25 protein-coding genes are annotated in these 25,456 nt (G+C 56.6%); 2 read left to right on the plus strand and 23 right to left on the minus strand.

The window, feature by feature from the left end; genetic code table 11:
- The 9 genes from BLV47_RS33455 to BLV47_RS33495 form a co-directional block, all read right to left on the minus strand.
- The gene (locus BLV47_RS33455) at positions 1 to 1,152 is read right to left on the minus strand and encodes a radical SAM protein (RefSeq protein ID WP_092320749.1); all 1,152 of its coding nucleotides are present in this window, start codon (positions 1,150 to 1,152) and stop codon (positions 1 to 3) included.
- Entirely contained in the window at positions 1,149 to 1,475 is a 327-nt protein-coding gene (locus BLV47_RS33460; protein ID WP_143038356.1) for a hypothetical protein, read from the minus strand. The genes BLV47_RS33455 and BLV47_RS33460 overlap by 4 nt, the downstream gene beginning before the upstream one ends.
- Entirely contained in the window at positions 1,450 to 2,691 is a 1,242-nt protein-coding gene (locus BLV47_RS33465) for a radical SAM protein (RefSeq protein ID WP_244169000.1), read from the minus strand. Before BLV47_RS33465 ends, BLV47_RS33460 begins: the two co-directional genes overlap by 26 nt.
- Positions 2,688 to 3,452: a hypothetical protein gene (locus BLV47_RS33470; protein WP_143038357.1), complete on the minus strand. Its 765-nt coding sequence runs from the start codon at positions 3,450 to 3,452 to the stop codon at positions 2,688 to 2,690. The genes BLV47_RS33465 and BLV47_RS33470 overlap by 4 nt, the downstream gene beginning before the upstream one ends.
- Positions 3,449 to 4,087, minus strand: a complete 639-nt coding sequence (locus BLV47_RS33475) for a 2OG-Fe(II) oxygenase (RefSeq protein ID WP_092320752.1) — start codon at positions 4,085 to 4,087, stop codon at positions 3,449 to 3,451. The genes BLV47_RS33470 and BLV47_RS33475 overlap by 4 nt, the downstream gene beginning before the upstream one ends.
- Positions 4,080 to 5,279, minus strand: a complete 1,200-nt coding sequence (locus BLV47_RS33480) for an SPASM domain-containing protein (RefSeq protein WP_092320753.1) — start codon at positions 5,277 to 5,279, stop codon at positions 4,080 to 4,082. The genes BLV47_RS33475 and BLV47_RS33480 overlap by 8 nt, the downstream gene beginning before the upstream one ends.
- The gene (locus BLV47_RS33485; RefSeq protein WP_092320754.1) at positions 5,276 to 6,895 is read right to left on the minus strand and encodes a radical SAM protein; all 1,620 of its coding nucleotides are present in this window, start codon (positions 6,893 to 6,895) and stop codon (positions 5,276 to 5,278) included. The genes BLV47_RS33480 and BLV47_RS33485 overlap by 4 nt, the downstream gene beginning before the upstream one ends.
- A complete protein-coding gene (locus tag BLV47_RS33490) occupies positions 6,888 to 10,019 on the minus strand; it encodes a PEP-utilizing enzyme (protein ID WP_143038358.1) in 3,132 nt (1,043 codons plus the stop codon). The genes BLV47_RS33485 and BLV47_RS33490 overlap by 8 nt, the downstream gene beginning before the upstream one ends.
- Positions 10,020 to 10,147: 128 nt before the next feature.
- Complete coding sequence (locus BLV47_RS33495; RefSeq protein WP_092320756.1) at positions 10,148 to 10,879, minus strand: hypothetical protein; 732 nt, start codon at positions 10,877 to 10,879, stop codon at positions 10,148 to 10,150.
- A gap of 271 nt (positions 10,880 to 11,150) precedes the next feature.
- Between BLV47_RS33495 and istA the strand changes: the two genes are divergently transcribed.
- Entirely contained in the window at positions 11,151 to 12,836 is a 1,686-nt protein-coding gene (istA, locus tag BLV47_RS33500; RefSeq protein WP_062838241.1) for an IS21 family transposase, read from the plus strand.
- Positions 12,724 to 13,473: an IS21-like element IS1474 family helper ATPase IstB gene (istB, locus tag BLV47_RS33505; RefSeq protein WP_062838242.1), complete on the plus strand. Its 750-nt coding sequence runs from the start codon at positions 12,724 to 12,726 to the stop codon at positions 13,471 to 13,473. The genes istA and istB overlap by 113 nt, the downstream gene beginning before the upstream one ends.
- A 56-nt stretch (positions 13,474 to 13,529) precedes the next feature.
- Here the strand turns inward: istB and BLV47_RS36330 are convergent, their stop codons facing one another.
- From BLV47_RS36330 to BLV47_RS33565, 14 genes are all read right to left on the minus strand, one after another.
- A complete protein-coding gene (locus BLV47_RS36330) occupies positions 13,530 to 13,673 on the minus strand; it encodes a hypothetical protein (protein WP_167365743.1) in 144 nt (47 codons plus the stop codon).
- 67 nt (positions 13,674 to 13,740) lie between these two features.
- The gene (locus BLV47_RS33510) at positions 13,741 to 14,937 is read right to left on the minus strand and encodes a DUF3150 domain-containing protein (protein WP_092320757.1); all 1,197 of its coding nucleotides are present in this window, start codon (positions 14,935 to 14,937) and stop codon (positions 13,741 to 13,743) included.
- A 167-nt stretch (positions 14,938 to 15,104) separates the two neighbouring features.
- Positions 15,105 to 17,066, minus strand: coding sequence for a hypothetical protein (locus tag BLV47_RS33515; protein ID WP_092320758.1), 1,962 nt, complete (start codon positions 17,064 to 17,066; stop codon positions 15,105 to 15,107).
- A complete protein-coding gene (locus tag BLV47_RS33520) occupies positions 17,063 to 17,317 on the minus strand; it encodes a hypothetical protein (RefSeq protein ID WP_092320759.1) in 255 nt (84 codons plus the stop codon). Before BLV47_RS33520 ends, BLV47_RS33515 begins: the two co-directional genes overlap by 4 nt.
- Before the next feature lie 167 nt (positions 17,318 to 17,484).
- Positions 17,485 to 18,303, minus strand: a complete 819-nt coding sequence (locus BLV47_RS33525) for a hypothetical protein (protein WP_092320760.1) — start codon at positions 18,301 to 18,303, stop codon at positions 17,485 to 17,487.
- Positions 18,304 to 18,314: 11 nt separating this feature from the next.
- A complete protein-coding gene (locus BLV47_RS33530) occupies positions 18,315 to 19,433 on the minus strand; it encodes an AAA family ATPase (protein WP_092320761.1) in 1,119 nt (372 codons plus the stop codon).
- Positions 19,434 to 19,602: 169 nt separating this feature from the next.
- Positions 19,603 to 20,193 carry a hypothetical protein gene (locus BLV47_RS33535; protein ID WP_092320762.1) on the minus strand — a complete coding sequence of 197 codons (591 nt, stop codon included), beginning with the start codon at positions 20,191 to 20,193 and terminating at the stop codon, positions 19,603 to 19,605.
- 86 nt (positions 20,194 to 20,279) lie between these two features.
- Entirely contained in the window at positions 20,280 to 20,603 is a 324-nt protein-coding gene (locus BLV47_RS35970) for a hypothetical protein (protein WP_143038359.1), read from the minus strand.
- Positions 20,604 to 21,249: 646 nt separating this feature from the next.
- Positions 21,250 to 21,789: a hypothetical protein gene (locus tag BLV47_RS33545; RefSeq protein WP_143038360.1), complete on the minus strand. Its 540-nt coding sequence runs from the start codon at positions 21,787 to 21,789 to the stop codon at positions 21,250 to 21,252.
- Entirely contained in the window at positions 21,776 to 22,195 is a 420-nt protein-coding gene (locus tag BLV47_RS33550) for a hypothetical protein (RefSeq protein WP_092320765.1), read from the minus strand. The genes BLV47_RS33545 and BLV47_RS33550 overlap by 14 nt, the downstream gene beginning before the upstream one ends.
- Before the next feature lie 11 nt (positions 22,196 to 22,206).
- Positions 22,207 to 22,512, minus strand: coding sequence for a hypothetical protein (locus BLV47_RS33555; RefSeq protein WP_092320766.1), 306 nt, complete (start codon positions 22,510 to 22,512; stop codon positions 22,207 to 22,209).
- Between the two features lie 7 nt (positions 22,513 to 22,519).
- Positions 22,520 to 23,482 carry a PD-(D/E)XK nuclease family protein gene (locus BLV47_RS33560; RefSeq protein WP_092320767.1) on the minus strand — a complete coding sequence of 321 codons (963 nt, stop codon included), beginning with the start codon at positions 23,480 to 23,482 and terminating at the stop codon, positions 22,520 to 22,522.
- A gap of 65 nt (positions 23,483 to 23,547) precedes the next feature.
- Positions 23,548 to 23,694 carry a hypothetical protein gene (locus tag BLV47_RS36335; RefSeq protein WP_167365744.1) on the minus strand — a complete coding sequence of 49 codons (147 nt, stop codon included), beginning with the start codon at positions 23,692 to 23,694 and terminating at the stop codon, positions 23,548 to 23,550.
- 463 nt (positions 23,695 to 24,157) lie between these two features.
- Positions 24,158 to 25,357 carry a DUF7146 domain-containing protein gene (locus BLV47_RS33565; RefSeq protein WP_092320768.1) on the minus strand — a complete coding sequence of 400 codons (1,200 nt, stop codon included), beginning with the start codon at positions 25,355 to 25,357 and terminating at the stop codon, positions 24,158 to 24,160.
- Positions 25,358 to 25,456 lie beyond the last annotated feature (99 nt).

A 25,456-nucleotide genomic window follows, 5' to 3' on the forward strand; every position in this document is an offset into this window, starting at 1 on the left:
TTAGTAAAGAGCCACTTCGTCATTAAGCAGCGGATCTACCGAGTTCCGGCTAATGGCGTGGGCGATGAATCGTTTGGCCCCAAAGCACTCGTCGTCGGGCTTATTGGGCTTTGCGAACTCCAAGAGACAGGCGTTCTTGTACTCGCAGTGAAGGCATTCGGGGTTCCCATTACGGGTACTTTGGCGGCGCTGATAGGAAAGCCGCTGCGGGGAGCAGAGAATGTCGCGGAACGAACTTTCCGCGTTCAGGATGTTACCGAAGGAGTACAGATACTCCTTCCAGCCGTCCTTGTAGTTGGGGAGCACCATTTCCCCATCAGGCAGCATGAAGAGTGTCTGGCCGGCCATGTTGGCCTGAGCAGATCCCCGGTACCGATCAACAGCAAAGTGCGCTTCGCCGATCTCGGGCACATCGAGGCCTCGGTGCTTCATGTCGTACCAGTGATCCAGCAGCTCGATCATGAAGTCATTGAACGCTGATAGGGTCGGGGCAAGAACATCGTACTTACCCCTAACATCGTTCTGCTCATTCAGCATGAAGGGCAGCCAGCCAGTCTCAGTCACCCCAAGATCGGCCAGGTATTCCAAGGTGGATTTTGGCCCCATCCGGAGCATGTCCGAGTTGACGACTGAAATGGTGGCGACCTTCAGTCCACGCGAGATTGCCTCGCGCACCTTCGATTCCCACTTCCTCACGTAGTTGGAGGAACGCATTTCCCCGTCGTAGGAGGTCTGGATATACCCATCACAGAGGTCGTGCCAAACCGGAGCCCACACATCCAGGTCAACCCCGAGCAGCGAAGTCAGCATTACGTGCCGCACTTCATACCCGAACTCAGGGCGGAAAACCTCGGCCATGACGGAGACATAGCCCTTGAAGTAGTCCACCCCGGTCGATGTGGGTTCGCCGCCGTAGTTGTAGGCGATGATGACCCGTCGCTCAGGGCGTTGTTCTTCGTAAAAGTCATGGATCTTCAGGCACGCTGTCCGGAAGTCATCAAGACTCATAGTGGTGGGATCAGCGCGCTGCTCCTTCGACAGGTAGCAGTGCTTGCAGTTGTACTGGCAGAACAGCGACGGCATCAGCGTGAAGACGAAATAGCCATTCTCGATGGTCTGAGGGGCCCCGGCCGGGGCTCTTAGGATGGTCATGATTTCGCCTTATCCTTCGCCGGCAGATAAATGCTCCCGCGGGCCACCTGATCAATTAGGTCGCCATCGCTGAGGGATTTCGCCGCGGCTGAGTTGCCATCAAGTTGAGCCTGATGAGGGTTTCTGATCAGGCGCTCTTCGAGTTCGACAAGAGCCTCATCTTTCTCGCCGCTAGGGCCTGCCCCTCGCTCAGTAGCGACGATGGTGCTCGGGTTCGACAGGCGTTTGGCTGCCCTCGATACCAGCCTCCAGAGAATGGGGAAGATCGAGAAGAAGCCAGGCCCTTTGTTAGATTCGTCAGCCAATTGCAATGATGTTCCCAACCTCTGACTCCTTTTCCTTCATCGCCGATCGGGGCAGCACGCCATGGTTCTCGACCAGGTTTCGTGCGTACTTGATGAAGGTCTTGAAGCCTGGACATTCCCCCTCGCCGTTCCACTGGCCATGGAGAACATGGCAGTTGGCCTGGCAGAGATGGCGCTCGTCGCAGGTTTTGCATGGCAGTGGGAGGCGGCGAGCACTTGCAACCTCTTTCAGGTAGCTCTGGGAGGTCAGCACTTCCGGAATGCCGCGGACGAACTCCATGGTCACAGTCCCGTCAGAGTTCTGCTTCTCGGCTTTCTCAAAGATGTTCCCGTGGCTCACGTAGTCGTTGGTGCCACCCTTCTCAATGCAACTGACAGTCCTGCCGTCAGAATCGATATCCAAGGCACCGTGGACGATAGGGCAAACAACGTCATCGAGCGGGACATTCCGGTAAACGGCCTCAAGCCACGACTCGCAGGGATTGATCCAGAGCTCTTCGTTGCTGCGGTGCTCCAAGTACCAGTCCAGTGCCTTGATGTAGAACGCCGCAGTCTCCGAATGCTTGGGCTGAACCAGCTTGGCGTTGATGTCCCCATCACCACTTGGGATGAAGAACCCGAAGTGCATCTTGGTGAAACCAAGTTCTGTCAGTTCTTCGATGATTCCCGTACCGGCCTCGACCACTGGGCGAACCAGAGCAGTAGTCACGCTGAAGTCTTTAGGGCCTGGGATGGCAAGATCCTTGGACTCGGCCATCAGCGTCTGGACGTTTGAGCGCCAGATTTCTTCCTGCTTCCGCTTATTGAAGCGGGTGGACCGTTCGTACGAGGTCGACACCTTATCGAAGAGGCGTGCAACCTCCAAAGCCTCACGGGTGACCAGGTTCGTAACGATGGAGAATGAAAATTCCTGGGGGAGCTCAGCAAGCATCGCCTTGGCTTTGGGCAGCGCAGACTTGAAGAAATCCACACCGAGCATCGACGGTTCGCCACCGATGACGTGGATGTCCACGTAGGTGTACCGCATTGAGAAGTTGTAGTCGGCCTTCATGTGCTCGACGATGCCTGACACCACATGAAGGAACTCTTCCTCGGTCATGTCCGGGGATGTGTCCTTTTTGTCGCTCAGGATGTAGCAGTGCGAACATCTCAACTGGCAACGGCGAGTCACGTTGATCTGGAACAGGAAGGTTGTGCGGCCTGCAACACCGCTAGTGGAGATACCCGGCATCATTGGAGTGTCATAAGCCCCGCATGGCGAAAGTCTTCAAGTCGTTCAGCCTCCCAGTTGTCGCGATAATTCCGCCCCTCCCTGAAAAGCCCTGCTTTCGTCATTGCCGATGACTGCTCAACAAACTTGCTTGGGTGCGTGGTGAGGATCACCTTCGATGGCATCAGCAACTCCATCTCTCGGCGGTTGAACCTCAATACAGGCAAGTCTCGGCGAATGAATGTCCACAGTGGATGGACAGGGCCTTGGATCTCATTCAGAGCAACGGGGAACAACGGCTTCTTGCCCCATATCCCTCGACAGTGGTCTGAACTGGTCTGAATCATCGCGTCAGCTATGAGATGTACGCGCTCAGTGCGAGCACATGCTGCCGTTAGACCTGTTACAGCGCGAGCCAAAGTGGCCTCGCGAAACCCAGGCCCGAGCCACTTGGACAGTTCCAAGGCGATCTCTGGAGTCCAGCAAGTAGCCTCGGAATTTGAAATGGCACCGTAATCAGCAGAAGGCCAGTCCTCTTTGCATAACCCGCTCGGGGTCAGAATGGCGGTCCCACCTTCGCTGGATACCCGTAGGGCAATCAGGAGTCCAATTACCGGGTCATCACCAATGATCAGCACGTCCGGCTTCAACACCGCATATAGGGAGTCATGCAGGGTTCCGAGAACCCTCATCAGCAGATCCCAGGCAGATATGCCTGACGGGGCGCTCGCTATGGCTGCACTGAATTCAAACCGCTTCAGTGGGATTACCGTCGACGAACTCAACGCCAAGTGTCTCCGTATCGCGAACGAATGTTTGATCGCAGTACGTTCTCCCGGTAGCCAAATTGGCCGATGAGGGAGTAGCGACACTTGTCAGCAACGATCTTCGACACTGAATGAACCCATCGCGGATTCGTGTTGAGGCACCAAACCAGGGTGCCATGGTTTGGCTGAACCCGGCCCTTTACCTCGACCGCGCCTGGATCAAGAAGAAACCCCTTCTCGTCCACGTCGCCATGCCCTATCCAAAGCTCACCGCCGTCGTCAGGAGCCCATGTGTCTTCGCTGAGATACAGCATGCAAACGACGTGCATCGGATCGTAAGAGTCGTGGTGCCAGCTCATCGAGTCGCCAATTTTGCCGCGCTGAAGCATCACATTGATTCGTGAGAAAGCGCCCATATGGCACCGCAAGTGCTCCATGTCTGGGCCAGACCCAAGGGCCTCCATGAAGGCCATGTATTCAACAGGCACGTTGTTGTTGTGGGAGGGGTTGTCTGACTCCCACGCGGCAATGGCAGGGTTGCCGGGTCTATCCGGCAGGAATGTATCCGCCTTCACCAGGGCCAAAAGCCGATCAGCTTCTTCTCTGGGGATGCTCGTGACGTAGAAACCGTCCCGGTAGATTTCATTAAGCATCCGCGCATTCCTCCAGCGACACTTGATTGAGCTTTGCAAGCCCGTCGTTCAGGGCATTACGGTTCCGCACGTCGAGGCGATGCAGCCACTCTCTAACTGCGCCAGCACCGAACGTCTTGATGCCATCGTCAATGCTCGCAAAAAGGGCCTTCCAGCTAAGGCAGTGATAACTCTTGCCGGACAGCCCCCTTCCCTGCTGCACAGCCTCAAACATGCACCCTCCCTGGCAGGTGGCAAGGTAGGGGCATTGCCGGCAATCCTCGTGCAGATTTGAGCTACGACTACCGAGAGCCTCAACAGTGTCGAGATCGCATTCGCCGGTGACCGCGTTCCCGATTCGGAAAAGGCCCGCATCCGCCATCTCCTGGCAGAGGTAGAGGTCGCCGTTCGGCTCAAGGGAAAGCGATTTCTTCGTGCAATCGGACTGAAAAGCGCAGGCCGTGCCAATACTGGAAGCGTTCCCAGACAACTCTTCTAGTCGGTGCTGAGCCATGCTGAAGAACGGCTCAATGATGATCGGGCTGGCCATGAACCATTTTTCAAAGGCAGCCATGAATACGGCCCTGGCATCTTCCGCGCCGAGCAGTTGCTGACCGGGGGTTCCTCCTTGGAAAACCGGCCGGAGGGTTATTGCGCGGCCCTGTAGTAGAGCCCGCTTTACCTCGTGCTCAGCATTTTCGAGGCCATCCTTATCGAGGACGAAAACCGCGCCGGGGGTGCTTCGGTTATTTCGAAGGAAGCTATCCGATTCCTGCCAGATCAGGCGGTACTTCTCCGCCGAGCCTTGGACAGTTCTGCTCTGCCCACGGGAGTCCACCGAGGTGCCGACTCGCCCATTGAACAGCCGGTATAGGCCGTCGACCTTCGCAACTGAGCCAATGAGGTTGCTCTGGCATCCATCCATGAACCCCATGCCATGCTGGGCGGCAGTATCACGCAAGTAGGAGACACACCTGGTGAGGTCGGCAATCGGATAGGTGAGAATCTCTCCACCCAGATACTGGGCAGTCATGTGAGTGGGCGAGACCCCCAAACGCTTCATGGCGGTACCAAAGATGAACTGGACTGCCTTCTCAAAGCTCTCCGGAGACATGCGCCCGGTGTCTACCTGCTCAAAGCTACTGCAATACGAGCAGTCGGCGTTGCAGTGCTTCGTCATCCGGATATGCAGGGTGAAAGGTCTCGGGCTCATTGTGCACCCCCTTGTACTGCGGATCTGATCGCCAGCTCGATGGCTTCTTCGTGATGCCCGGCCCCAAATGCAGCCCCCGGATCTTCGCCGGCTGCTGCAAGTTCAATGGCCTTGAGGATCTGCCTGGCAAGCTTCCACTCGGGGTTTGATCGAAGCACGTCAACCACGAGGGAATCGTCGAAGTTGAGTTGCTGGAAGTTCCGGTAGCAGATATGCCTGAATAGCTCCTGCCCGCCTTCGGCAACGGCAAGCGCGTACCAAGCTGAATCCGCCCGGACCTGGCAACCAATTGCGTCGTAGAAGAAAAGCCTTTCGACCCAGGACTTACCAAAGAGCTTCCCGGTGGACATGACCACTTCCCGGTAGCCGTCGAATTGACTGAAGTAGGTTTCATAGTCATCGACGAAATCCGACTCCCGGATCGGCTCGTTGCGCGCTGATACCTTTTTGATTGCTGAGCCGCGCTGGTACATGCGGCGCTTCGATTCCAGGTAGACGCTTCGGTCTGCCTCAGGCGTGCCCGCGGTGGCGGCATCCCATACCTTACGCAGCCCCGCGCAATCGCCGTGCGCAATGAGGCTCGACATGTTGTGATCTAGCCCCTTGTGCCATGCCCAGCCTCCAGAGCAGACGACTGCATAGCGGCACCCCTCACACTCCTTGTAGGGCATGGTGTGCCGTAGGACTAACTCAGGTGAGTTGTTGAAGATTGCCTTGAGGGCAAACCCCGGATCAGTCACCGAAAGCGGCTCCGTTGGGAAAACCGCCTCATCCGCCGTGTAGGAGGAATTGAACGTCACCAGCCCGTCAGGCTCGATTTCCAGGTCATAGGTGTCGTTCCCTGGATAGTGGAAGTGGGTCAAGGACCGGAACGATTCTTCCATTTCCAAAAACGGCGATATCGTGCAGTGCGCCGGGAGCAGATCCTTGAGTTCCAGGATGTACTGCGACACCTCACCGTAGGTGCATGTCTTCAGGAAGTACGCCTTGCCGCTGCCTGCCGGATAGAGCATGTCGCAGGTGATGTCAGTGATGCCGCGGCTCACGAACTCATCGACGATAAATTGAGGGCCGCGCTCGATGACGCCCCGGCTCATCGTAATGCAGAGCGTCTTGCGGCTGATCTCTGTCAGGGCTTCGAGGGTCTTGAAGTACCGGGGCAACAGCTTGTCGTTCTTGAGGAAACGATTGGTGTCAGGCTCCCAGGGAACGAACACATCGAAGCCATACCCATAGGCCCTGCCCATGTCATTGAGCAGATCGACATACCCTTCATCCTTGAAGATCAGGTTGGTGCACCAAATCAGCGCTGCTTCTGCGTCATAGATGTTTGCCCATGAAGCCATTCTGTCGAGAGCCCATGGGAGGTTTCTGCGCCAGTATTCGAGCGGCATCATGGTTAGCTCACCGCCTAGCAGCTCGATGTTGATCTTGCTGACCTTAGCGTCTCGCCGGAACAGTTCCTCTATGCGATCAAACGAGGCGCGGAAGTGTTCCTCACTCATCATGCTCTTGTCGCGAAGCAGAGCCGGGTCGACATAGCAGTGCGTACAGCTGAGGTTGCACAGCCTTGTTGGAGCTATGCACACATTCAGCATGTCGAGGGCGTTATGCATGCTGCACTTCCCCGGTGGGCTTGATAACCACCTCTCGTTGCTTGAACTGGCCACCACCTTTAATGCCAGCGCCAACAACGTAGGGGATGTGAAGCCGGCGGGCATGCTGCATCAGGTGAGATAACGCGGAACCATTGATCGAAACGACGGCAGAACACTGCTCCAATTGCGGCAGGTACATGATGTCTGTGTCTTCGATCAGCAGCGCGTCACCAGGCATGAAGTTGCTGGACGAACTAAGGGTTGCCCTGAAGCCAGATGCCGGGACATTCCAAACTGAAGCGGATTCGAGCGTTACTCCTTCGAACAGCTCCTTGATCGTAACGACCCCGTTCGCGCTGCCGATCTCAAGCGCCCCTTTAGGGGGCACCTGCCCAAGTGAAGTGCCTATGGTTCGGCAGGCTGGCTCGCAAAGACCGCGCACCAGCAACTCAGCAAACAGAGGGGCCATCCAGTTCAGCTCAGCATCGAACGCTTCCGAGCAGCGCGCCTTGACGCGGGTGATAGGCTCACCGATCTTGCGAGCAAGCCTCACCCCTGTTATCTCGACAGCCAGGGTTGTAAGGCGGCTGAAGCGTCCGTAAATCGCCTGTGCATTGGCCAGCTCTGCTCGGAGGTGCTCCATCAGCTCCGTGTCTCCAGCAGTAAGGTCGAATGTGGATACGCGGCGATACCTTGCGCGGGCAGCGTCAAGCTCATCAAACAATGCCTCAAGTTGATCTGCCGGCAGACTAAAGAACATCGCCGGCGAGAACCAACCAAGTAGGTGCTTTGAATCATCGGCAAAGGCGTGCATGACTCGGCGCAGCGGTTGCTCAAGCACGAAACGGCATTTCCCGACCGCGATTTGCTCGCCTCCCATTGCCATCGCCGCCATGGCTGCCGCAGTGAGCGGGTCAGCATGAGATGCCGCCAAGGCGACACGCTTCTTGGCCATTCGCTTGATACGGCCCAGTGACTCGCGCCCATTGGTGTCGACCACCACTTGCAGCAGCGTCAGATCGCCCGACTCAGTGATGGCAAATTCAATTCCTGTCGCTCCTAGGCTCTCGTTGAGTCTTAGCAAGGCATTCACAGGAGCAGACCAGTAGCCGTCTGCGGTTCGAGCAGACCAGATCGGCAGAGACAACTTGCGCGCCCGCCCGCGGCCGGCTGTAACACTGTCCGAGAGCCCGTACTCACCCAAGACCATGTGCGCGTCCGGACCACTCCCGAACATCAGCACACCAAAAATCCCCTCCGAGATCAGGGGCTGAACAAAGCAGCTTGGATTCGCATCTTCTTGTTCTTCGGCAGCCAGCACACGATCTACCGCCGCCCAGAGGTCCCCTCCAACAGGAAGCCTGATTGACTCATAAAGGCCAGCTGATCGGTATGAAGAAGACTCCGAGCGGGCTGCTGACCGTACGATCAGCCGTCTTCTTGTGCTGATCAGGGGGAGCTTCCCGGTAGAGATTGATTGCCGACTGATGACCGTCGTCTTGGGAATCCTGAAACCTAGTTTCCGCGCTTCCAGCAGAAGGGCGATCTTCGGTGGGAGAGCTTGATCTGGCTGACGCACATGCCATCTCATCTCCCTGGAAATAAGCGCACCGATTGAAAATGCCACCAGGCAAATGCCAACGGCCCGGCTGGCTGATAGGGCACTGGATAGAATCCAGCTATCTGCCAGCAGAGTTGAATGGGCAGCGAGCATTGCAAGCCCGGTTGCCGCCCACCGAAGGAACGTCGCCCTGATGCCAAGGGCAAGCCCTGCCAACATGCAGGCAAAGAACAGCGCGGGTTCAGGGCTATCGCCCGCGATAGAAATGAGAGCAGCCCCTACCTGCGCTATGACAACCGTCGAGCCCGTCAGTAGGAATCTGAACGCCGAGGAATCGAGGGTGAGTGGGTGGTAGTCGCCGTCAAGAGCATCAGGGTGCACGGCCACACCAAGCCACACTCCACCGCTTCGCGAAACCATCTCGCCGGCCATGACAGCGTGGTACAGGCTTGCTTTGTCATAGGCCACCCCGATGAATCTCGCGCCATCCGGGTTTAGGGCCTGAATTGCCGGGCCAAGCTCGCCCTTAGCCACCCGATCTGCGCCGATACGCACGACCGTGGCGGAGGACAGCGAATCGTCGTTTGCATGGCCTGCGCCCTGAAAGTCGAGAAAGGTTACCCCTCCAACCATCTCGCCAATGAGCAGCGCTTCGTCCAGGGGCATGATTGTGTCTGAGCCTTGATATGGGCTCACGTAAGGCGGTTTTACCAGACGCTCGCCTGGCTCTGGCCTGATGTACTTAACATCCAGCCCAGCGGCCCGCATCGCTCTTACGAGCAGCCAGGTATGGCCGGTAAACGTATTTTCTGCCCCGGAGATGAGGACTGATCGCCCCTCAAGCTGCTTGGTCAGATAGTCGAAGCCAGCCAGGTAGGCTCCTATCGGGAGTCCGTAGTCGCCATGAATCCAGCCGTCGACCTGAAACTCATCTGGAACCACAACCGACAGCACTGCGGTGTCCGGGTTGCCGCGAAGGTGTTGCTGCCACTCTCCAAACTCCAATGAACCTTGGGTATCGGACAGCTGCCAACTAGCCCAAAGCGCCTCATTCAAGCCATTCGTGCCGCCGGCGAGAAATCTCACATCAACATCAAAGTGCTGCGCGATATCGCGCGCAATTGAACCGGCAAGAGCACCAGAGTCATCGATCAGGACAACCTGCTTGGTCGAGCCTTCAATAGCCTGCGTGAGTGCTGTTGGGTCTTCGCTAACGTCCTCGATAGAGAACCGATTAGGCATATCCCTGAACTGGCTCACTCTGCTCTTGTCGAGCCAGAAAACCTCTAGCCGACGATCGATCACGCCTTGGATGAAAGAGTCAGCATCCATCGCTTGGGAAAGCTGGGATTGCTCTTCCTTCCCCAGATACTCGAATCGAACCGTAATTGCCGCCGAAGAGGGCTCTGCCTCTACAGCTAGGGCTTCAACAGCCTTCTCCTTCCAGCTCGGCGTTACGACCGCCAGGGTGGCAAATACCGCCAGCCCGCAAGCAACAGGTGTGACCAGTCGCGGATGAAACGCCGCCCCGTTCTTCGCCGGCCGGCTCCAGAGCAGCGCCAGCACCAGTGCAAGCAGCAATGCGAGCGGGAGGAATACAGCTCCAAGCAAGCCAGTGCCTACCCCCGCGATCAGAATTGGAAACGCATGGGCCGGCAGGCATACAGAAAGCGCCAGGCCTGCCGCAAGTGCATGTGACCCTCGGGGCTTCACGCTTTCGCCTCAAGGGATCTCGATATCCGCTGAAAGGCCATTGCACTAGGGGTAATGCGATCAAGGAATACCGCTGAGTTAAGCGTCAGAGTGAGCTGTGGTGTCGCCAGAACCAGTCGCTCAATGTCATCCGGCAGGTCAGCAGCCAATGCCCAGAAAATCAGGTCTTCATACTTGAAGGAGACTTCAAGTCCTGACTCAAGGATGGAAAATCCCTGACCGCGTGAAACCGACCTATCGGTACGGACAGCCGTCAGCGCATCGATGATCTTGAGGGTGAGCTGGTGACCTGGATTGCGCCGGACGAATGACCAGATGTCCTTGTCACTGATCCGCAGCGAGTGGTAATTGCCGGCCAGCGAGTGAGCAATGATCGAGGCCTCGCAGTCGTGACGGTCCAGGCCTTCCGCGAATACCGGCTGCAAGTCCAGCCGGTCGTAGAACCACAAGCGCTGACGCACCGAGCACCCGAATAGGTTCCCCTCTGCTACGCGGACATGCGTTGCCGTCTTGACCGCATCGAAGAAGCCTTCATAGTTGGTCGCGTACAGCTCTTCATCCAGCAGGACAACCTCTCCGGCGGCCTTGGCTTTCGCGCGAGTCAGCCGCTTGAGTCGGCGGTTATTCGCATATCGGGTAACCCCATCCTCGTCGAAGGATACCTTGGCTTGCTCTGCCCATAGCTCTTTGAACCCTGGGCAGCTGGGAGCGCCACTCCCCTCTCCCATGTAGCGTGCAATGACCTCAGGATGGAGCCCCTTGTGTGGGTACCAGCCAGAATTGCAGGCCTGTAGGTATGCGGATTTCGGAGCACCGTGACCGGCCGTTTCGGTTGATCGTGACCGCTCATTTCGGTAGCAACGTGACCGATTCTCCGCCTGTTCCGAAACAGGTGGTCACGGCTTACCGAAATCGCCGGTCACGACTTAGCGAAAGCCTTCCCCTTCGTTGCGCATGACCTGATGCGCCGCCATCCTCGACCGATTTCGGGAGAGGAAGATGGCGGCGCCGCGAGTAGCCATGCGAAACATCAAAGAATGTCTGCGCCTCAAGTTTGAGGCCGGCTTGTCCCACGAGAAGATTGCCCGTGCCTTGCAGCTGTCCAAGGGCGTGGTTAGCAAGTACATCGCGGCGGCGCGGGTGGCCGGGCTGGACTGGCCGGCGCTGGTGGCCATGGACGAGGCCGCGCTGGCGGCCGCCTTGTTTGCACCGACGTCGACGAACAAGCCGCGCGGTGAGCGAGTGCTGCCCGATGTGCTGAGCATCCACCGCGAGTTGCGACGCAAGGGCGTGACCTTGCAGCTGCTGTGGGAGGAATATCTCGCCGCGCATGCGGGCCAGCCGACCTACCGCTACACCCAGTTCGTCGAGCACTACCGGCGCTACGCCCAGACGCTCAAACGTTCGATGCGTCAGCTGCACCGTGCGGGCGAGAAGCTATTCATCGACTATGCCGGGCCGACGCTGCCGGTGGTCGACCCGGCCACCGGCGAAGTGCGCCGGGCGCACATCTTCGTCGCCGCCCTGGGCGCCTCGAATTACACCTATGCCTGCGCGACGCCAGGCGAAACCCAGGTGGACTGGCTGACCTCGCTGGGCCAGGCTCTGACCTACTTTGGCGGCGTGCCGGAAATGGTTGTGCCGGACAATCCGCGCGCCCTGGTCGCCCAGCCGGATCGCTACGAGCCGGGCCTGAACCGGGCCACGCTGGAGTGCGCGCGTCATTACCAGACGGTGATCCTGCCGGCACGGCCACGCAAGCCTCAGGACAAGGCCAAGGCCGAGGTGGCGGTGCAGGTGGTCGAGCGCTGGATCATGGCGCGGCTGCGCCATCGGCAGTTCTTCAGCCTGCATGCGCTTAACCAGGCCATCGCCGAGCTGCTGGAGGATCTGAATCGGCGCCCGTTCAAGCGGCTCGATGGCTGCCGGCGCGACTGGTTCGAGCGCCTGGATCGCCCGGCCTTGCGAGCGCTGCCGGTGCATCCCTACGAGGTCGCCACCTTCAAGCGCTGCAAGGTCAGCATCGACTACCACATCGAGGTCAATGGCAGCTTCTACAGCGTGCCCTCCGCCCTGGCCCGGCAGAACGTGGACGTGCGACTGACGGCACACACCCTGGAAGTGCTGCATGGCAACCGGCGGGTGGCCAGCCACCTGCTGCTGGGGCGACGCGGCGCTTACAGTACCCAGCGCGAGCACATGCCCGCGGCGCACCAGGCGCATCGCGAATGGACGCCACAACGCCTGCTCGACTGGGGCGCGCGGATCGGCCCCTACACGCGCCAACTGATCGATCACCAACTGACCCACAAGCCGCACCCGGAGATGGGCTACCGCGCCTGCCTCGGCCTGCTCTCGCTGGCCCGGCGCTATGGCAATGCACGCCTGGAAGCCGCTGCCGAACGTGCCGTACACCTGCGCGCCTTCACCGGGCGCAGCGTGCGCAACCTGCTCCAGCAAGGCCTGGATCAACAGCCGCTGCCCCAGCGTGCCGCCGAAACGACCTTACCCGGCGACCACGAGAACGTCCGTGGCGCCGACTACTACCAACCCCCGCAACAGGAGCTGTTCGATGATGCCGCAACACACCCTGAATCAACTGCACCAGCTACGCCTGGACGGCATGGCCCGCGCCCTGGAAGAGCAATGGACGCTGCCGGCCAGCCACAGCCTGAGCTTCGATGAACGCCTCGGCCTACTGCTCGACCGCGAACTGGCCTGGCGTGACAACCAGCGCCTGGTACGGCTGCGCAAGAAGGCCAAGCTCAAGTACGCCAACGCCTGCCTGGAAGATCTCGACCGCCGCACCGGACGCGCCCTGGACGAGCGTCTGATCGCCACCCTGGCCAGTGGCGACTGGATCCGCCAGCAGCACAACCTGCTGCTGACCGGCCCGACCGGTGCCGGCAAAACCTGGCTGGCCTGCGCCCTGGGCAACCAGGCCTGCCGCCAGGGCTATAGCACCCTGTACCTGCGCACCCCGCGCCTGCTGGAACAACTGCGCATCGCTCATGGCGACGGCAGCTTCGGCCGTACCCTGCAACAGCTGGCAAAGGTCGACGTCCTGGTGCTGGACGACTGGGCGCTAGCCCCGCTGGAGGAAGGAGCCCGGCATGACCTGCTGGAGGTGATCGACGACCGCGCTGGCAGCCGCTCCACCATCCTGACGAGCCAACTGCCCATCGAGCACTGGCACGGCTGGATCAACGACCCGACCCTGGCCGATGCCATCCTCGACCGCCTGGTGCACAACGCCTACCGACTGACGATGAAAGGCGAGTCGCTGCGCCGAAAAAAAGCCGAGGAACAAGCCGCATCGTGACCGATGCGATTACAATCCAGAACCCGCGCAACCGGGGTGGAAGCACCGGTCACGTATTAGCGAAACGCTCGGTCACGTTCACCGAAATCCGCAATCACCACCGTTACCGATGGTTTCCGAGTTACGGCCCTCACTTCCTGTTGCTCATTGAAGCTCAGCCCAACAGTGTCGAAGCCAAAAAGATCAACTTGCTTTTGCATGATGCACTCCTTGAGCGCACCACTCCCCTACGGGCGTGGTGGCCCGTAAGGGTTTGTTGAGATTTAGTTAGAGGAAGAACCCAGCCTGCACTTCCGGAGCCTTCTGCTGGACCGGGGCCGCTTGCGCGACAACGGGAGCTTGGGCAACGGGCTGTACAGCTGCTTGAGCCGCAACCGGGGTTGCAGCAACAGCAGCGACCGGAGCAGATGCAGTTGCCTGCACTGCCGGAGCCACTGTTACAGCGGTGCTCTGCGCGACACCCGACTGGATGTTTTGCATAGCAGCGGCGACTGCATTAGCTGCGATTTGTGAAGCCGAGGGAGTGGCCACACTGATCAGCGGGATACCCTTCTGAAGACGCTCATGCACCAAGGTCTGATCGCACAGGGCAACGCAGATTTCCTTGAAGTTCAGGTAATCCCGACCCATGAGGGCGTCGGTGTCACTGACCTTATCCAAGACCGCGGCGATCTCGGTGTGCAGCGGGCGAATCAGCGGGTGAATGAACGCCAGAGACTTGAGCTTCTCTTGCATCATCCGAGCGCGAGCAACGGTGCGCGGGTTTACACGCAGGTTGATCGAGCCCTTCTTCGCTTCTTGCTTTTGCAGGTTCTCCAGCATCTCTTTGGCCTCCTTGCAGACGAACTGCACAAGGCTTCCGAGGACGCCATCTCTGATCGCTACAACGCTGTCGCGCTGCGCTTCGAACAGATCAGCGTCAAACTCACTTTCATCCAGCGACACCGGAGTGGCGGTGTAGTTGAACTTGAGCTTGCTCTTTACCTCTTCCCAACGCGGCTGCTTTTCCTGAATCGCCGTTACCAGGATGTTCACCTGGACGGGATCAGCACCAGCCGCAATAGCTGCTTGGGAGGTAGCCAGGGTGTGCTCAGCACACATGGCGTCGTAGCGCGACTCATCGAGTCGAACACGTTCCTCCCACTGTTGTTTCAGATCGCGCAGTACGCGGACCTTACCAATTGCCTCGCTGAAGCTTGTTACGGCACCCAGCTCGGTTTTGGTCGACCCGCCAGCAGAAACAGCCGCCTCTGCCAGCTCACGGATGTAGCTGTAGTTGCGGAGAAACTCCTGAGAGAAGATTTTCTCCCGCAGCAGTTTCTTGCTTGCTTCCGGCAGTTCTTCAACCTTGATCCCGAGGTGATCGAGATCGATTTGACGCTCAGTCGCCAAAGCGCTGATAGCCAGGTTGATGATTACTACGCGGTCTTCGTTGGTGTTTGCGGAAATTACTTTGTTAGTCATGGTTGTTGCCTCGCTACTGCTGCGCACAGTGCATTTTTTGGTTTGAACACCTGGGCGCAGGCCAGGTGTGGTTGAGATCAGTGACCTCGAACAAACACCCGGCGTGAGCCGGATGTTTGGTCCAGCTCACTAGGAGGGAACCACCCCCCGAAGGGGGTGGGTTTGACTTACATAAGCAACGCTTGTGCTTGCTCCAGCAGGACTGGGCAGAGCTCGTCAGCATTTACAGCATGGGCAAACGGGATGCCTGCATCATGAAGCCAGTCCGAACGAACGGCCGAGCCAATGAGCAGATACACCACCGTCACTCCGGCTGCTTGCGCAGCCTGAGTATGTTCAACAGCCAGATCGACATTGCTCGGCGCACCGTCAGTCATTACGAACATGACTTTCCGTTGAGCCTGGTGAGACAGGATGCGATTGGTTGCGCTGAACACAGCTTCGCCGATAGGGGTGTGACCACCCCCTACTACGTGGCTCAGACCGCCGATACGACCCATCGCCGTCAGGTGATCGTCCCCGAAGGTACGAACAACCGTAGACAACTGACCGGTACACGGCGCAAACCCGATGATTTCTCGCGGGTTGCCCAGTTGATCCAGCATCTTCTCCATAATCATCAGCGACTTCTGGATAGAGCTGAACGCTGTTACGCCATTGGCATCGGCGGTGCAGGTCGAGCCGGAAAGGTCAGCTACGATCGAAACCGCAGCAGCCACCCGCTCTACCTCATCAACCTGCTCGAAGAAACGGGTGTCCCCAAGAGCAAAGCGATAGAGGTTGCTTTCCCCAATGCGACCGCGGCGAGTTACTTGCACATCCGCTTCGTCTTGGCACATCAGCAGGCATTGGAGCTTGGTCGCCAGGACTTGGAACTTGCGGTCCATGCCCTTGCTAACTTCGTTCGAGATCTCCTTGTCGATAGGGCAAACAAGCATCCCCTCAACAAGATCGGTCTTCCCAGCCCCGCGAGTCGATTGCTGACTTACGGGCTCACCATCAATCTCGAAGTCCGGAACCGGCATCTCACCCTGATAATCAGGATGATCGCCATACCGCACGTCCTCAGCCAGTTGCTCGATGTACTTGCGTACATCACACACTTCGCCTTCCTCGACTTCTTCTTCGAGTGCCTCGGAGAGGATCTGAGCCAGAGACGGTTTCCCGTTCCCAGCATCATCACCCTCTTCGCCATCAGCATCTTCGTCCCCATTGGAGCCGCTTCCGCTGCCAGTTTGGCTATCGTCGCCGTCTTGGTCGTCGGACTCACCAGAACCCTCATTCGAATCGTCGTCGCTGTCGCCTTCAGATTGCTCTTCGTCGCCAGCATCACCGCCTTCATCGCTTTCAGATTCATCGTCACCCTCTGAACTGTCCGAATCACTTTCGGAATCTTCAGAATCGTCTTTCGACTGATCCTGATCTTCCTCTGGCTCTTCTTTGTCTTTGGGCTCTTCCTGTTGCTGACTCTGCTGCTTCAGCATCGCGAGGATGCGAAGGGTGAGCATGCCGGCGTCTTTAGTGCTGCGGACGTTCGGGAACTCACGGAACAGGATTTCATCCAGGGTCGCGCGCAGGTCATCTGCGTGCTCGCCGAAGTGCTTATCGAAGTTCTCTTTAACGATGTCACGCATGCCCACAAACTCAGGCCACTTGCGAGCGCCCAGTGCAGTACGCACATAGCAGCAAATGGCTTCGAATGGGGAGGCGCTACCGTCGCGGAAAATCTTGCGTTCGACCATCAGTGCAATGCCTTCACGGAAAGTCCGTTCAGCAACTTTGGAGAATCGCGCTTGCGCTTCCTCCATGAACACGTCGTCCAGGGCATTCAGCATGAACTGAGCATTTCTGCCGTGCTCCTTGCTAAAGGCCATGAAGTGTTCAATGTCGCTGTGCATGCAATGACCAACCTCGTGATAACCAAAGCGCTTGAACAGCACCAGGTCTTCCGGGGTCAGGTTTGCCGGCAGTGCCGGCAGGTTGATCGTCTTGCCATCAGTGCTTGGCCCCACATTCTTGCCGATGCGGAACTTCAGCTTTGAGTTACGCGCCAGCACCCGAAGGAAGCTGGCCCAACCGTCTTGTTGCTCTTTGGCCGAACGCGGCCGATGTTTTACGACAGCATTCATTTGAAGGACTCCTTGATCAGTTGAGCTTGAAGCGCGTGACGCTTTGCCTGGTGGCGCAGCTTTTCCAGTTTTTGGGTCGGAACCTTGAAGAAGACATGGACGTGATAGTCCTGAACATAAGCAGCCCGCTTCCAGTACAGCTCGGAAACTTTGCGCTCAATGCGATACAGAACGATCCCCACCCAGAAGTAGTCCAGGGCAGCGTCAATCTTTGCGATCAGGTTCTTTGCGAAATTGGTCAGAGCTTTCATGGTGTTACCTCGCTACTGCTGCGCGCAGTGCAAATTTTTAGGTTTGAACACCTGGGCGCAGGCCAGGTGTGGTTGAGATCAGTGACCTCGAACAAACACCCGGCGTAAGCCGGATGTTTGGTCCAGCTCACTAGGAGGGAGGGTGTACCCCCCGAAGGGGGTACGGATTACAGGAACAGCTCGAACCCAGTTGCCACCGGGGCGGGCTTCACCACGAGGGTGACGCCGCCCAAGAGGCCGCTTTGATTCAGTAGGTTGAGAAGCGAAGGATCATCCTGATACCAGTTCATGCGTGAAACAGCGTCCACGTCGAATGGCTTCTTGTGTTGGAACTCCCAGTTGAAATCACCGCTAGCGGTGAAACGGGCACCGGCATTCCACACCTCGCCCAAGAAAGCGCGAAGGTAGATATCCAGAACCCCACTTTGAGTACCAAACCACCAATTCCCAGCCCCCGAAGGAAGCAGGGTGGAGGAATCGATCGACTTCCGGTCACCGAAGAGGTCCTTAGCCCTTGCGGGCATCGAATCCCACTCTTGCTGGGTCAGCTTGCAGACCTTCACCGACGCCCCGTTCGAAGCGAGCTCGAACGAGTTGTCGGTTACAGCCAAACGGACATCCTTGCGCCCTAAAGCGGCATGGACTTCCTGCAAGCGTCGAATACCAGCAGCGAGCTGCTCATCAGACAGTTCACTGAACTGCACATACACCCCGGTGAACTCCATAACGAACGCATCCATGAACACGTCGGTTGGTGGGACGTAGTTGCTGATGCTGGTTACGGTAGCGGGGATGAACCCCTCTGCCCGCTTCCGGCACACCAGAGCACTGAGCTGATACCAAGCATCTTCAGGTGAGGCGCACAGCATTTCTTCTTTGCTGCACACACCTTTTTCGCGAGTGCCTTCAACAGCCGTGAAGACGGAGGAATCTTTCTCGATGAAGCCGAGAAAGAACCTCCGTGATGCGTTTTCCAGATAGAACATACCAACCTCCCTTAGGCAGCCGCGGCCGTGATGGCTTTGATTGCATCGAGTTGGTCAGCACAGGACATCGTGTACACATCGTCCAGGATCAGGCGTTGGCCAAAGGTCTCTTCGAAAAGATGCTCAGCCAGCAGTTGATCGGACTGCTCCATGTTGCCGTAGATCGCATCCATGAATGACTCATGAATGCAGCCGTAGACTTCCATCTTCAGAGCCCAACGACGCAGCTCGCGGAACGAGATGTTGTCGAAGGCTTCGCCGATTTCGAAAGCACTACGGAAGCGGAAGGCAAACTCAACCATCATCGCCAGATGCACGTTTTCGACCACACCACCTTTCAGGGTATTGGTCAGTGCAGCCAACTCTTTGTCAGCAGGCATGAAGCCCACTTTCATCGAGGTGAAACGGCTGCGAACGGCACTGTTCTGGTTGTTTACACCAGAGAACCGCGGATCTTTCTGCTGCTTGCCACCGGTGTTATCGGTAGCGAAGAGGCGGAAGGCCGGGTGGCGAACGAGGGTCATACCGTTGTTGAGCCCCATCAGCATCTTGGGATCAAGGCTCGGGTCGATACCGTGGTGCTTCAGTGTTACCACTTCGTCACCTTGGATCAGGTCGTTGATGCTCACCAGCACGCCAGGACGCAGCGTGCAGATTTCGTCGATCAGGCAGGTCAGACCATGCCGGTAGGCATAGCTCAACACGCCGTCTACAGCTTTTACGCTGCCGTTCTCGATGGTCTTGCAACCAACCAGGTAGGACTCGTCAACACCGGGGCCGGCGTTGATGTTGATTACCGGGCGATTCAGGCGGGCATTCAGTTGCTGAACGAACGACGACTTGCCGGTGCCCTTGTCGCCAACGTACATGATCGAGTCACGGGTACGCATGGACAGCAGGGTGCGACGCAGCAGCTTCTCATTGAAGACGTAGCCATCTTGAACCTTGGGGGCCAGCGGATGACGCTCAACAGGAACAGGAATCGGCTGCTCTAAGCCCGGAAGCGGTTGAGACAGACCAAAGAGTTCGTGAACCATCACCTTCTCAAACTTCTGAGAGGTGTACTCCTGAACCAGTGCAGCTTGTACTTCTTCAACGGTGATGTTGGTGGTGGTGTTTACGTTAGTCATGGGTATTTCCTCGCTACTGCTGCGCGCAGTGCAAATTTTTAGGTTTGAACACCTGGGCGCAGGCCAGGTGTGGTTGAGATCAGTGACCTCGAACAAACACCCGGCGTGAGCCGGATGTTTGGTCCAGCTCACTAGGAGGGAGGAAGTGGCCCCCAGATGGGGGCCAGGTTTAGGCAGCTACAACTTCGTTCAGCGGGATGCCGTCCGAGTCATAAAAGCCGTACTCAGTCATCGCCGCCACGAGGCGGTCCTGACCAATCCCGATGTATTGAGCAAGCTCCCCTACGGAAAGCGAGCGCGCAATCTGGAGATTGTTAAGCACGGCCCAGAAGGACCGATGGGGGCGGATTTGCACGGTTGGAAGGCCAGGAAGATCCATCGCTTCAACCAGTGCGGACTTGCTGACATTTTCCAGGGAGCCGTGACCGAAGCCGCGATCCCATTCTTCCCCATCAACCGTTTCCGGCTCATAGGGATTGTCAGCAAGCGATGCACCATTGTGACTGGCCAGGCGGCCAGCTTCCCATGGTGTTTCATAGGGGTCGACCTTCATTGCTTCGCAAACCAGCGCCACAAGTGCGCCGTGCTGCTCCACATACTCCGGTACCGGACCCAGATGTCCGTAGACGATCGGGTCATCCCCTACCAACCAGCCCTTTGCCCACTCATCGTAGGCTTCGGAACCAAACTGGTGTGGGTTATCCATGTGGCTTACGCCTTGGATTGCTGCTTTCTTACCATCCATAAATACGTTTTTCATGTGACTCTCCTACCCGCTACAGATCGGGAGATGTTTTTTCATAAACGCCCGGCTGTAGTCCGGGCGAGTTCACCCGGAAGGGTGGATTACACGTTGATTGCTAATTTGTGGTGTTTTACCTCAACAACCAAAGCCGCATACGCGACTCGATAGCTAAAGGCAGTTGCACTTACCAATAAACTGAATGGAACAAACAGACCCGTCAAACGTACAAGGCCTAAGACCTTGAGAACCCTTGCGAGATTGGAAAGAACACCGAATGCGTTGTAACCAACCATGCTCACTAAGTACAACGGCTTAACCAATGGCTTAGGAAGTGGCTTGTCGCCACCGAACATGATGTAGCTACTTAGTAAAATTGCATTTAATTGCGCTTTTACTGATTTTTTAAAAGATTCTAATTGTTTCATAGTGATATACCCCGTGAGATTGTTTTCTTATTGTTTTCCGACAAGTCGGAAGCCGCCAAGAACAATCATTGCCCAGGGCAATGACTGCCCTGGCGGGTGTATCTACAGATTTAGCGTTTTAAGGCGCTAATGCACAACCATTACACCTGACCCTTTTTGCACTCCACATACATCCAAACGCCAAAAGCGCCGAGAAGCAGTATCAATGTGCAAACGAAGTTGATGGACATGGTTTTCCCTCCTGGGATTATAGATAATGATTAACTCTTGCGAATCAATCACCGACTACGGACCACGTGCACGACGCTTACCCTTCTTACGCTTTCGCGTCTTCAGTTTGCGTCGTAAGGTTGGCTTCTTCTTTCGAGACTCCAGACCAGCCATTATGAATATCAGTACCAGCATACCCATGCTAACCCAGAACAGTATTTGCTGCTCTTGGCCAGTAAGCGGCTTGAAAGCCTCTGCGGAAGTTGCGCCTAACACAACGCTGATGATCGCAACCATCAATTGTTGAACTAAGTTCATCGCATTTCCTCGTTACGCCGTCGCGCTTTAGGTTTGACAACATCCGAGGCGTCCCGCCGGAAGTTGTTTTCCGGCATCCCCAGAGGATTCTGGAGATTAGGGACCTGCTATAGCTACATCAGAATTCCCAATGAGCTTTTTCCTCCTTGCCAATGTCGCCATCGACTAGGAATTGCGGTGCTTCGGCTTCAATTTCCTCGACTGTTAGATCGATTCCCAAGACGCCTTGCTTTGCTTGCTCACGACGGGCATTAACCCGTTTCTCAAGTAGCTCTACCATGGAGTGTCGAATAGCATGACGGCCATTGAAAATGGTGTCTCGCCACCAACTCTTCAGGTAGTGTTTATTGTTGAATTGCCGACGCATTTCCAGAGTAAGCAAACGGTGGGTTAATACTGCACGGTTTGGACCCCATACAATATGTATCCCTTCTGCTCCATCTGAACTGGCGATCATCTCGCTGTTCTTCAGGATGTAACCAATCCGCTCTTCATGAGACAAGCTCCGAAGTGCGGACTCCAAGTGGGCACCTTCGGAAAGGTATCCAACGAGCGCAAAGTCACCCATGCGTCGTTCTTGGCGTTGCTTCTCTTCAAGTTGCCGACGTTTGTTGACGGCACGCTGCGCATAACGCTCAGCGATTTCAGAGCTTCGCATCACACACCTCCGCAGTTGCAACATCCACGATTGAGCTGATTTCCTCCAGGAACATCTCTACCCAGGCGAGGTATTGCGACCTCCCCTCTTGAGTGAGATATGTCCAGCGGGTACCGATTGCGTCTCCGAAGAAGATGCATGCATCGACCAATGACCAATACATGCCCCCCTCTTGCGTGCCAGGACTTCCAACAGGTGCTTGTCGTAACCACGAACCGAACATTGCCGGATCATGCTTTTCGAGGCACTCGTTGGCCTTCCTCGCCACCATTGCAGGCAGCTGGCTCGCTATCGAAGTACGCATGAAGGCTGCCCCAGCATCCATCAAGCGACCTCTGATCGCCGCGATGCGGCTCTCGTTGGCCTCGGCAAATGCTTTGGCTTCCTGCTCTTGTTTCGTTTGCATAGGGCTCTCCTTTACGCAGAGCCCTCCCCCTGCTGGGTGATGGACCCAGCGAGTGGTTTTGTAGGACGGTGATGAATGCATCCGGTGACTGACGTTTTGAGAAACGTCAGAGCCATCAACATCAGTTCCCATTGGCCGGCCTGAGCATGCACTCCGATGAGCAGCAGGTTGCTGATCGTGAAGAGCACATGAGCCTTGAATGGGGATTTAGCTTTTGAGAGTAGGTCTGCACCCCACCAGGCGATGAACCAAGTCAGAAGACTGATTACCGCGACTGGTGATGAATAGCGGACCTGTATCCAATCGATGAACTCCATACACACCTCACACGAGAACTGCCAGGTTGAAACCTTTCGGGTTTTTGTAGCCAGCTAGGCTCCCGTCTAGGCAGATCCCAGCCATATCGCACTTTCCAGTAGCGGTATCGCAAGGGGAGTTGTATCCCATGTGTGGCGCGCGGTGGAACTCGCCAGCACGTAGCCGTTTCGCAACGACCAGCGCATATGCGACTGCTTCATCAAGGTCTGATTGACGACGTTTAGCCCAGTGAATGGGTTTCCAAACTGCGTTATTCAGAGAGGTGCTGTTCAGCTTCGACACGTTGGGCTTGAAGCCTTCCGCGTACCCGCACAGCTTTGGCGGTTTGATGCCCAGCCGATCACAAGCAAGCGTTACCGCAAGCCAGTAGTAGGTCAGCTGGTATCCATACTGCACAAACAAGTCGCCAGCAGACATGGAGGCGGTTTTCCAATCGAGGATCACCGTATCACCAACATCGGCTAACAACTCTTCATCGGGGCCGTAGATAGGGCGCTCGCACACACCAACAAAGTCGATGACCATGTTGATGTACTCGCGCGGTCCGATCTTCAGCTTGAAGTTACCTTCAATCACCACCGGCCGGATGCCGAGGTTCTCGAAGTACGACGGGAAACCCATCGCAAGCTTACGTCCGATGACCTCTTGAATCTCAGTCGTCTTCGTTTTGGCCATGGCGATTAGCCGACCAACACGAAGCGCCTCAAACTTTTGGCCAAACCTTTCCGCCATTTCCTCAGGGCTCGGATTGATGAAACCCTTGAGGTAACCCTCGATCACCCAATGCAACGCACTACCAAACACCAGGTTCTGTGGAACGCTGACGCTGGAAAGCTTTGCACGTTTGTAGCCGACCAAGCGCATACACACTTGGGCAGTGTTGATCATCGAAGGGCTGAGCGAAATGTCCTCATCCTCGGGTACAGGCCCCAAGGGTAAGAAGTCGTGCAGATTCATAAATGCTGTCATGCGTGTCTCCTTTGGGCACGCACGACTACCCTAGGGCATCGTTGTGCCCTGTAGGGGGGATTTGGTTAGAAAGGTGCTTCTTCGTCCGCTGGGTCATCATCCGTCAGGACGATTTCCTTGAGACCTTCGAGAAACGCAGAGCGTTCACGATCAAACTCCTGGCCGGTTGCTTTGACAAACGGTTCCGGAGCTTCGAGCAGTTGCACTTCCATAAAACCTCCACACAACCCTGCTGCATCAGGGATGGTCGTTAAACGATTCAATCCCATGCAGGGGTTCAGGCGAATGCCTTGTGGTTGCTCAGGTACGTCAAAGCGCTATCAAACGAGAGGTGTCGATAGAGGGCCATGAGGGCTTGAGCGAGAGACACACGTTCCTGGTAAAGCCAGTCTACATGCGACATGGACTAGCCTGGTGTCTCTAGGTGTGGCCGATCAGAAGCAGGTGCTTCAGGATGGCCGAAGTTGGTTTTGCGATGTCTGTGCTCAGCAATCACGCAGTTGCGCAGCTTGCTTTGCACTCCGACAAACCACTGAGAGTTCTCAGTTGTAGGCCGGATTAGCTCATCTCTTCGAAAACGGAGAGGTGGCTAGTGGGACGGTTTTATTCAATACGATGCCCCCTCCCCCGTCAAGCAAAAACCCCCATGCGCAATCACGCGCATGAGGGTTTTCTTTAAGCTGCCTTGCACTTCCACATCTGAACAATGCCACCTTCTTCCGCGAGGGTTCGCAGGAATGGGACGCGCTGTTCAGTCGGCATTTCGAGAACGCCATGCGACACGATCAGATCTTCCCAGTCAGGCCCCTTGGCTGCCTCGCTATGGTCGACGATCGGTAACATGAACGTCACCTCAAACCCTTTGCTCAGCAGCTCCATGAAGAGCCGATAAGCATAGGTCTGCCCTACCCCATCCTTGCCTGTCTTTTCGTTTCTCGGGTCGTTATCGGACCAGATCACTACTCGGTCAAACTCAGACGGATTCACATCCACTGAGGCGAGCGTTGAACACGAGTTCGCGGCTCGGCTGGTCTCACCTGTCGCCAGATGGATAGCCCATGCCTTCTCAACGCCTTCGGTCAGATGCAGAGTCCGACAACCTGGGACGCTAGCGACGCGCATGGAACTACCCTTGAACCCCGGTAAGGGGGTGTCAATTTTCTTCGGCTTGCTGACGGAATCGAGCTTCTTACCGTCATCGGTCAGGTAAATCTTATGCAGATTCACCAAACGACCATCCTTGCCACGAAATGCCGATACGATCGCAGGGAAGCGACCGACCAGTACCTTCCGCTTCTCTCCCTTCTCATTCACGGTGTTGAAATACTCAAGCCCCGGATGGAACTTTACGTCTCCAATCATCGCGTTGAGAGGGATACCACGGCGCTTGAAATACCATCTTCCGACCTTCGCATCAGGGTGGTTCAGCGGCAGCAAATCCTTGGCTATTCGCTTTAGCTTCTCCGTTGCCCAACGCACTTTGTCTTCATCTGGAACCTCAGGTGCGCGCGAAACCACGGGGGCCTCGCGCTTGGCTAAGGTTTTAACGCCAGTGAGTGAGTCACGGATATTGCGCATCACGGTGACGAAATCGGTTCCGATCGCGCCGTCCTCGATGAGCAAATCAACAGGTCCAGCTCCATCAGGCAAACAAGTGCAGATGGCCCGGCCTTCGTGCTCCAGTTTTTCACTAAACCGGAAATCACCAATTCCACCAGAACGCTTGTGGCGACTAGGGAACGGGCAATCAACCGGTTTGCCCAGGTTACGAATCCCATGGTCAAAGGCTGTGGTGAAACGTGGAATCACGCTCAACCAACCACCATTCGACTGTACGAGATCCTCAACCTCTTCTTTCAGTGGTTTTCGAGACATAGCTATTTCTCCGAGAAGGAACAGCCATATCCCGATGGGATTGGCTTATCCCATAGGGTCGTGCAAGTTGATTTTTGAAAGAACTCCAGGACAGAGAGC

Origin of the sequence: Pseudomonas saponiphila, from assembly GCF_900105185.1 — a bacterium.
Lineage (GTDB): Bacteria > Pseudomonadota > Gammaproteobacteria > Pseudomonadales > Pseudomonadaceae > Aquipseudomonas > Aquipseudomonas saponiphila.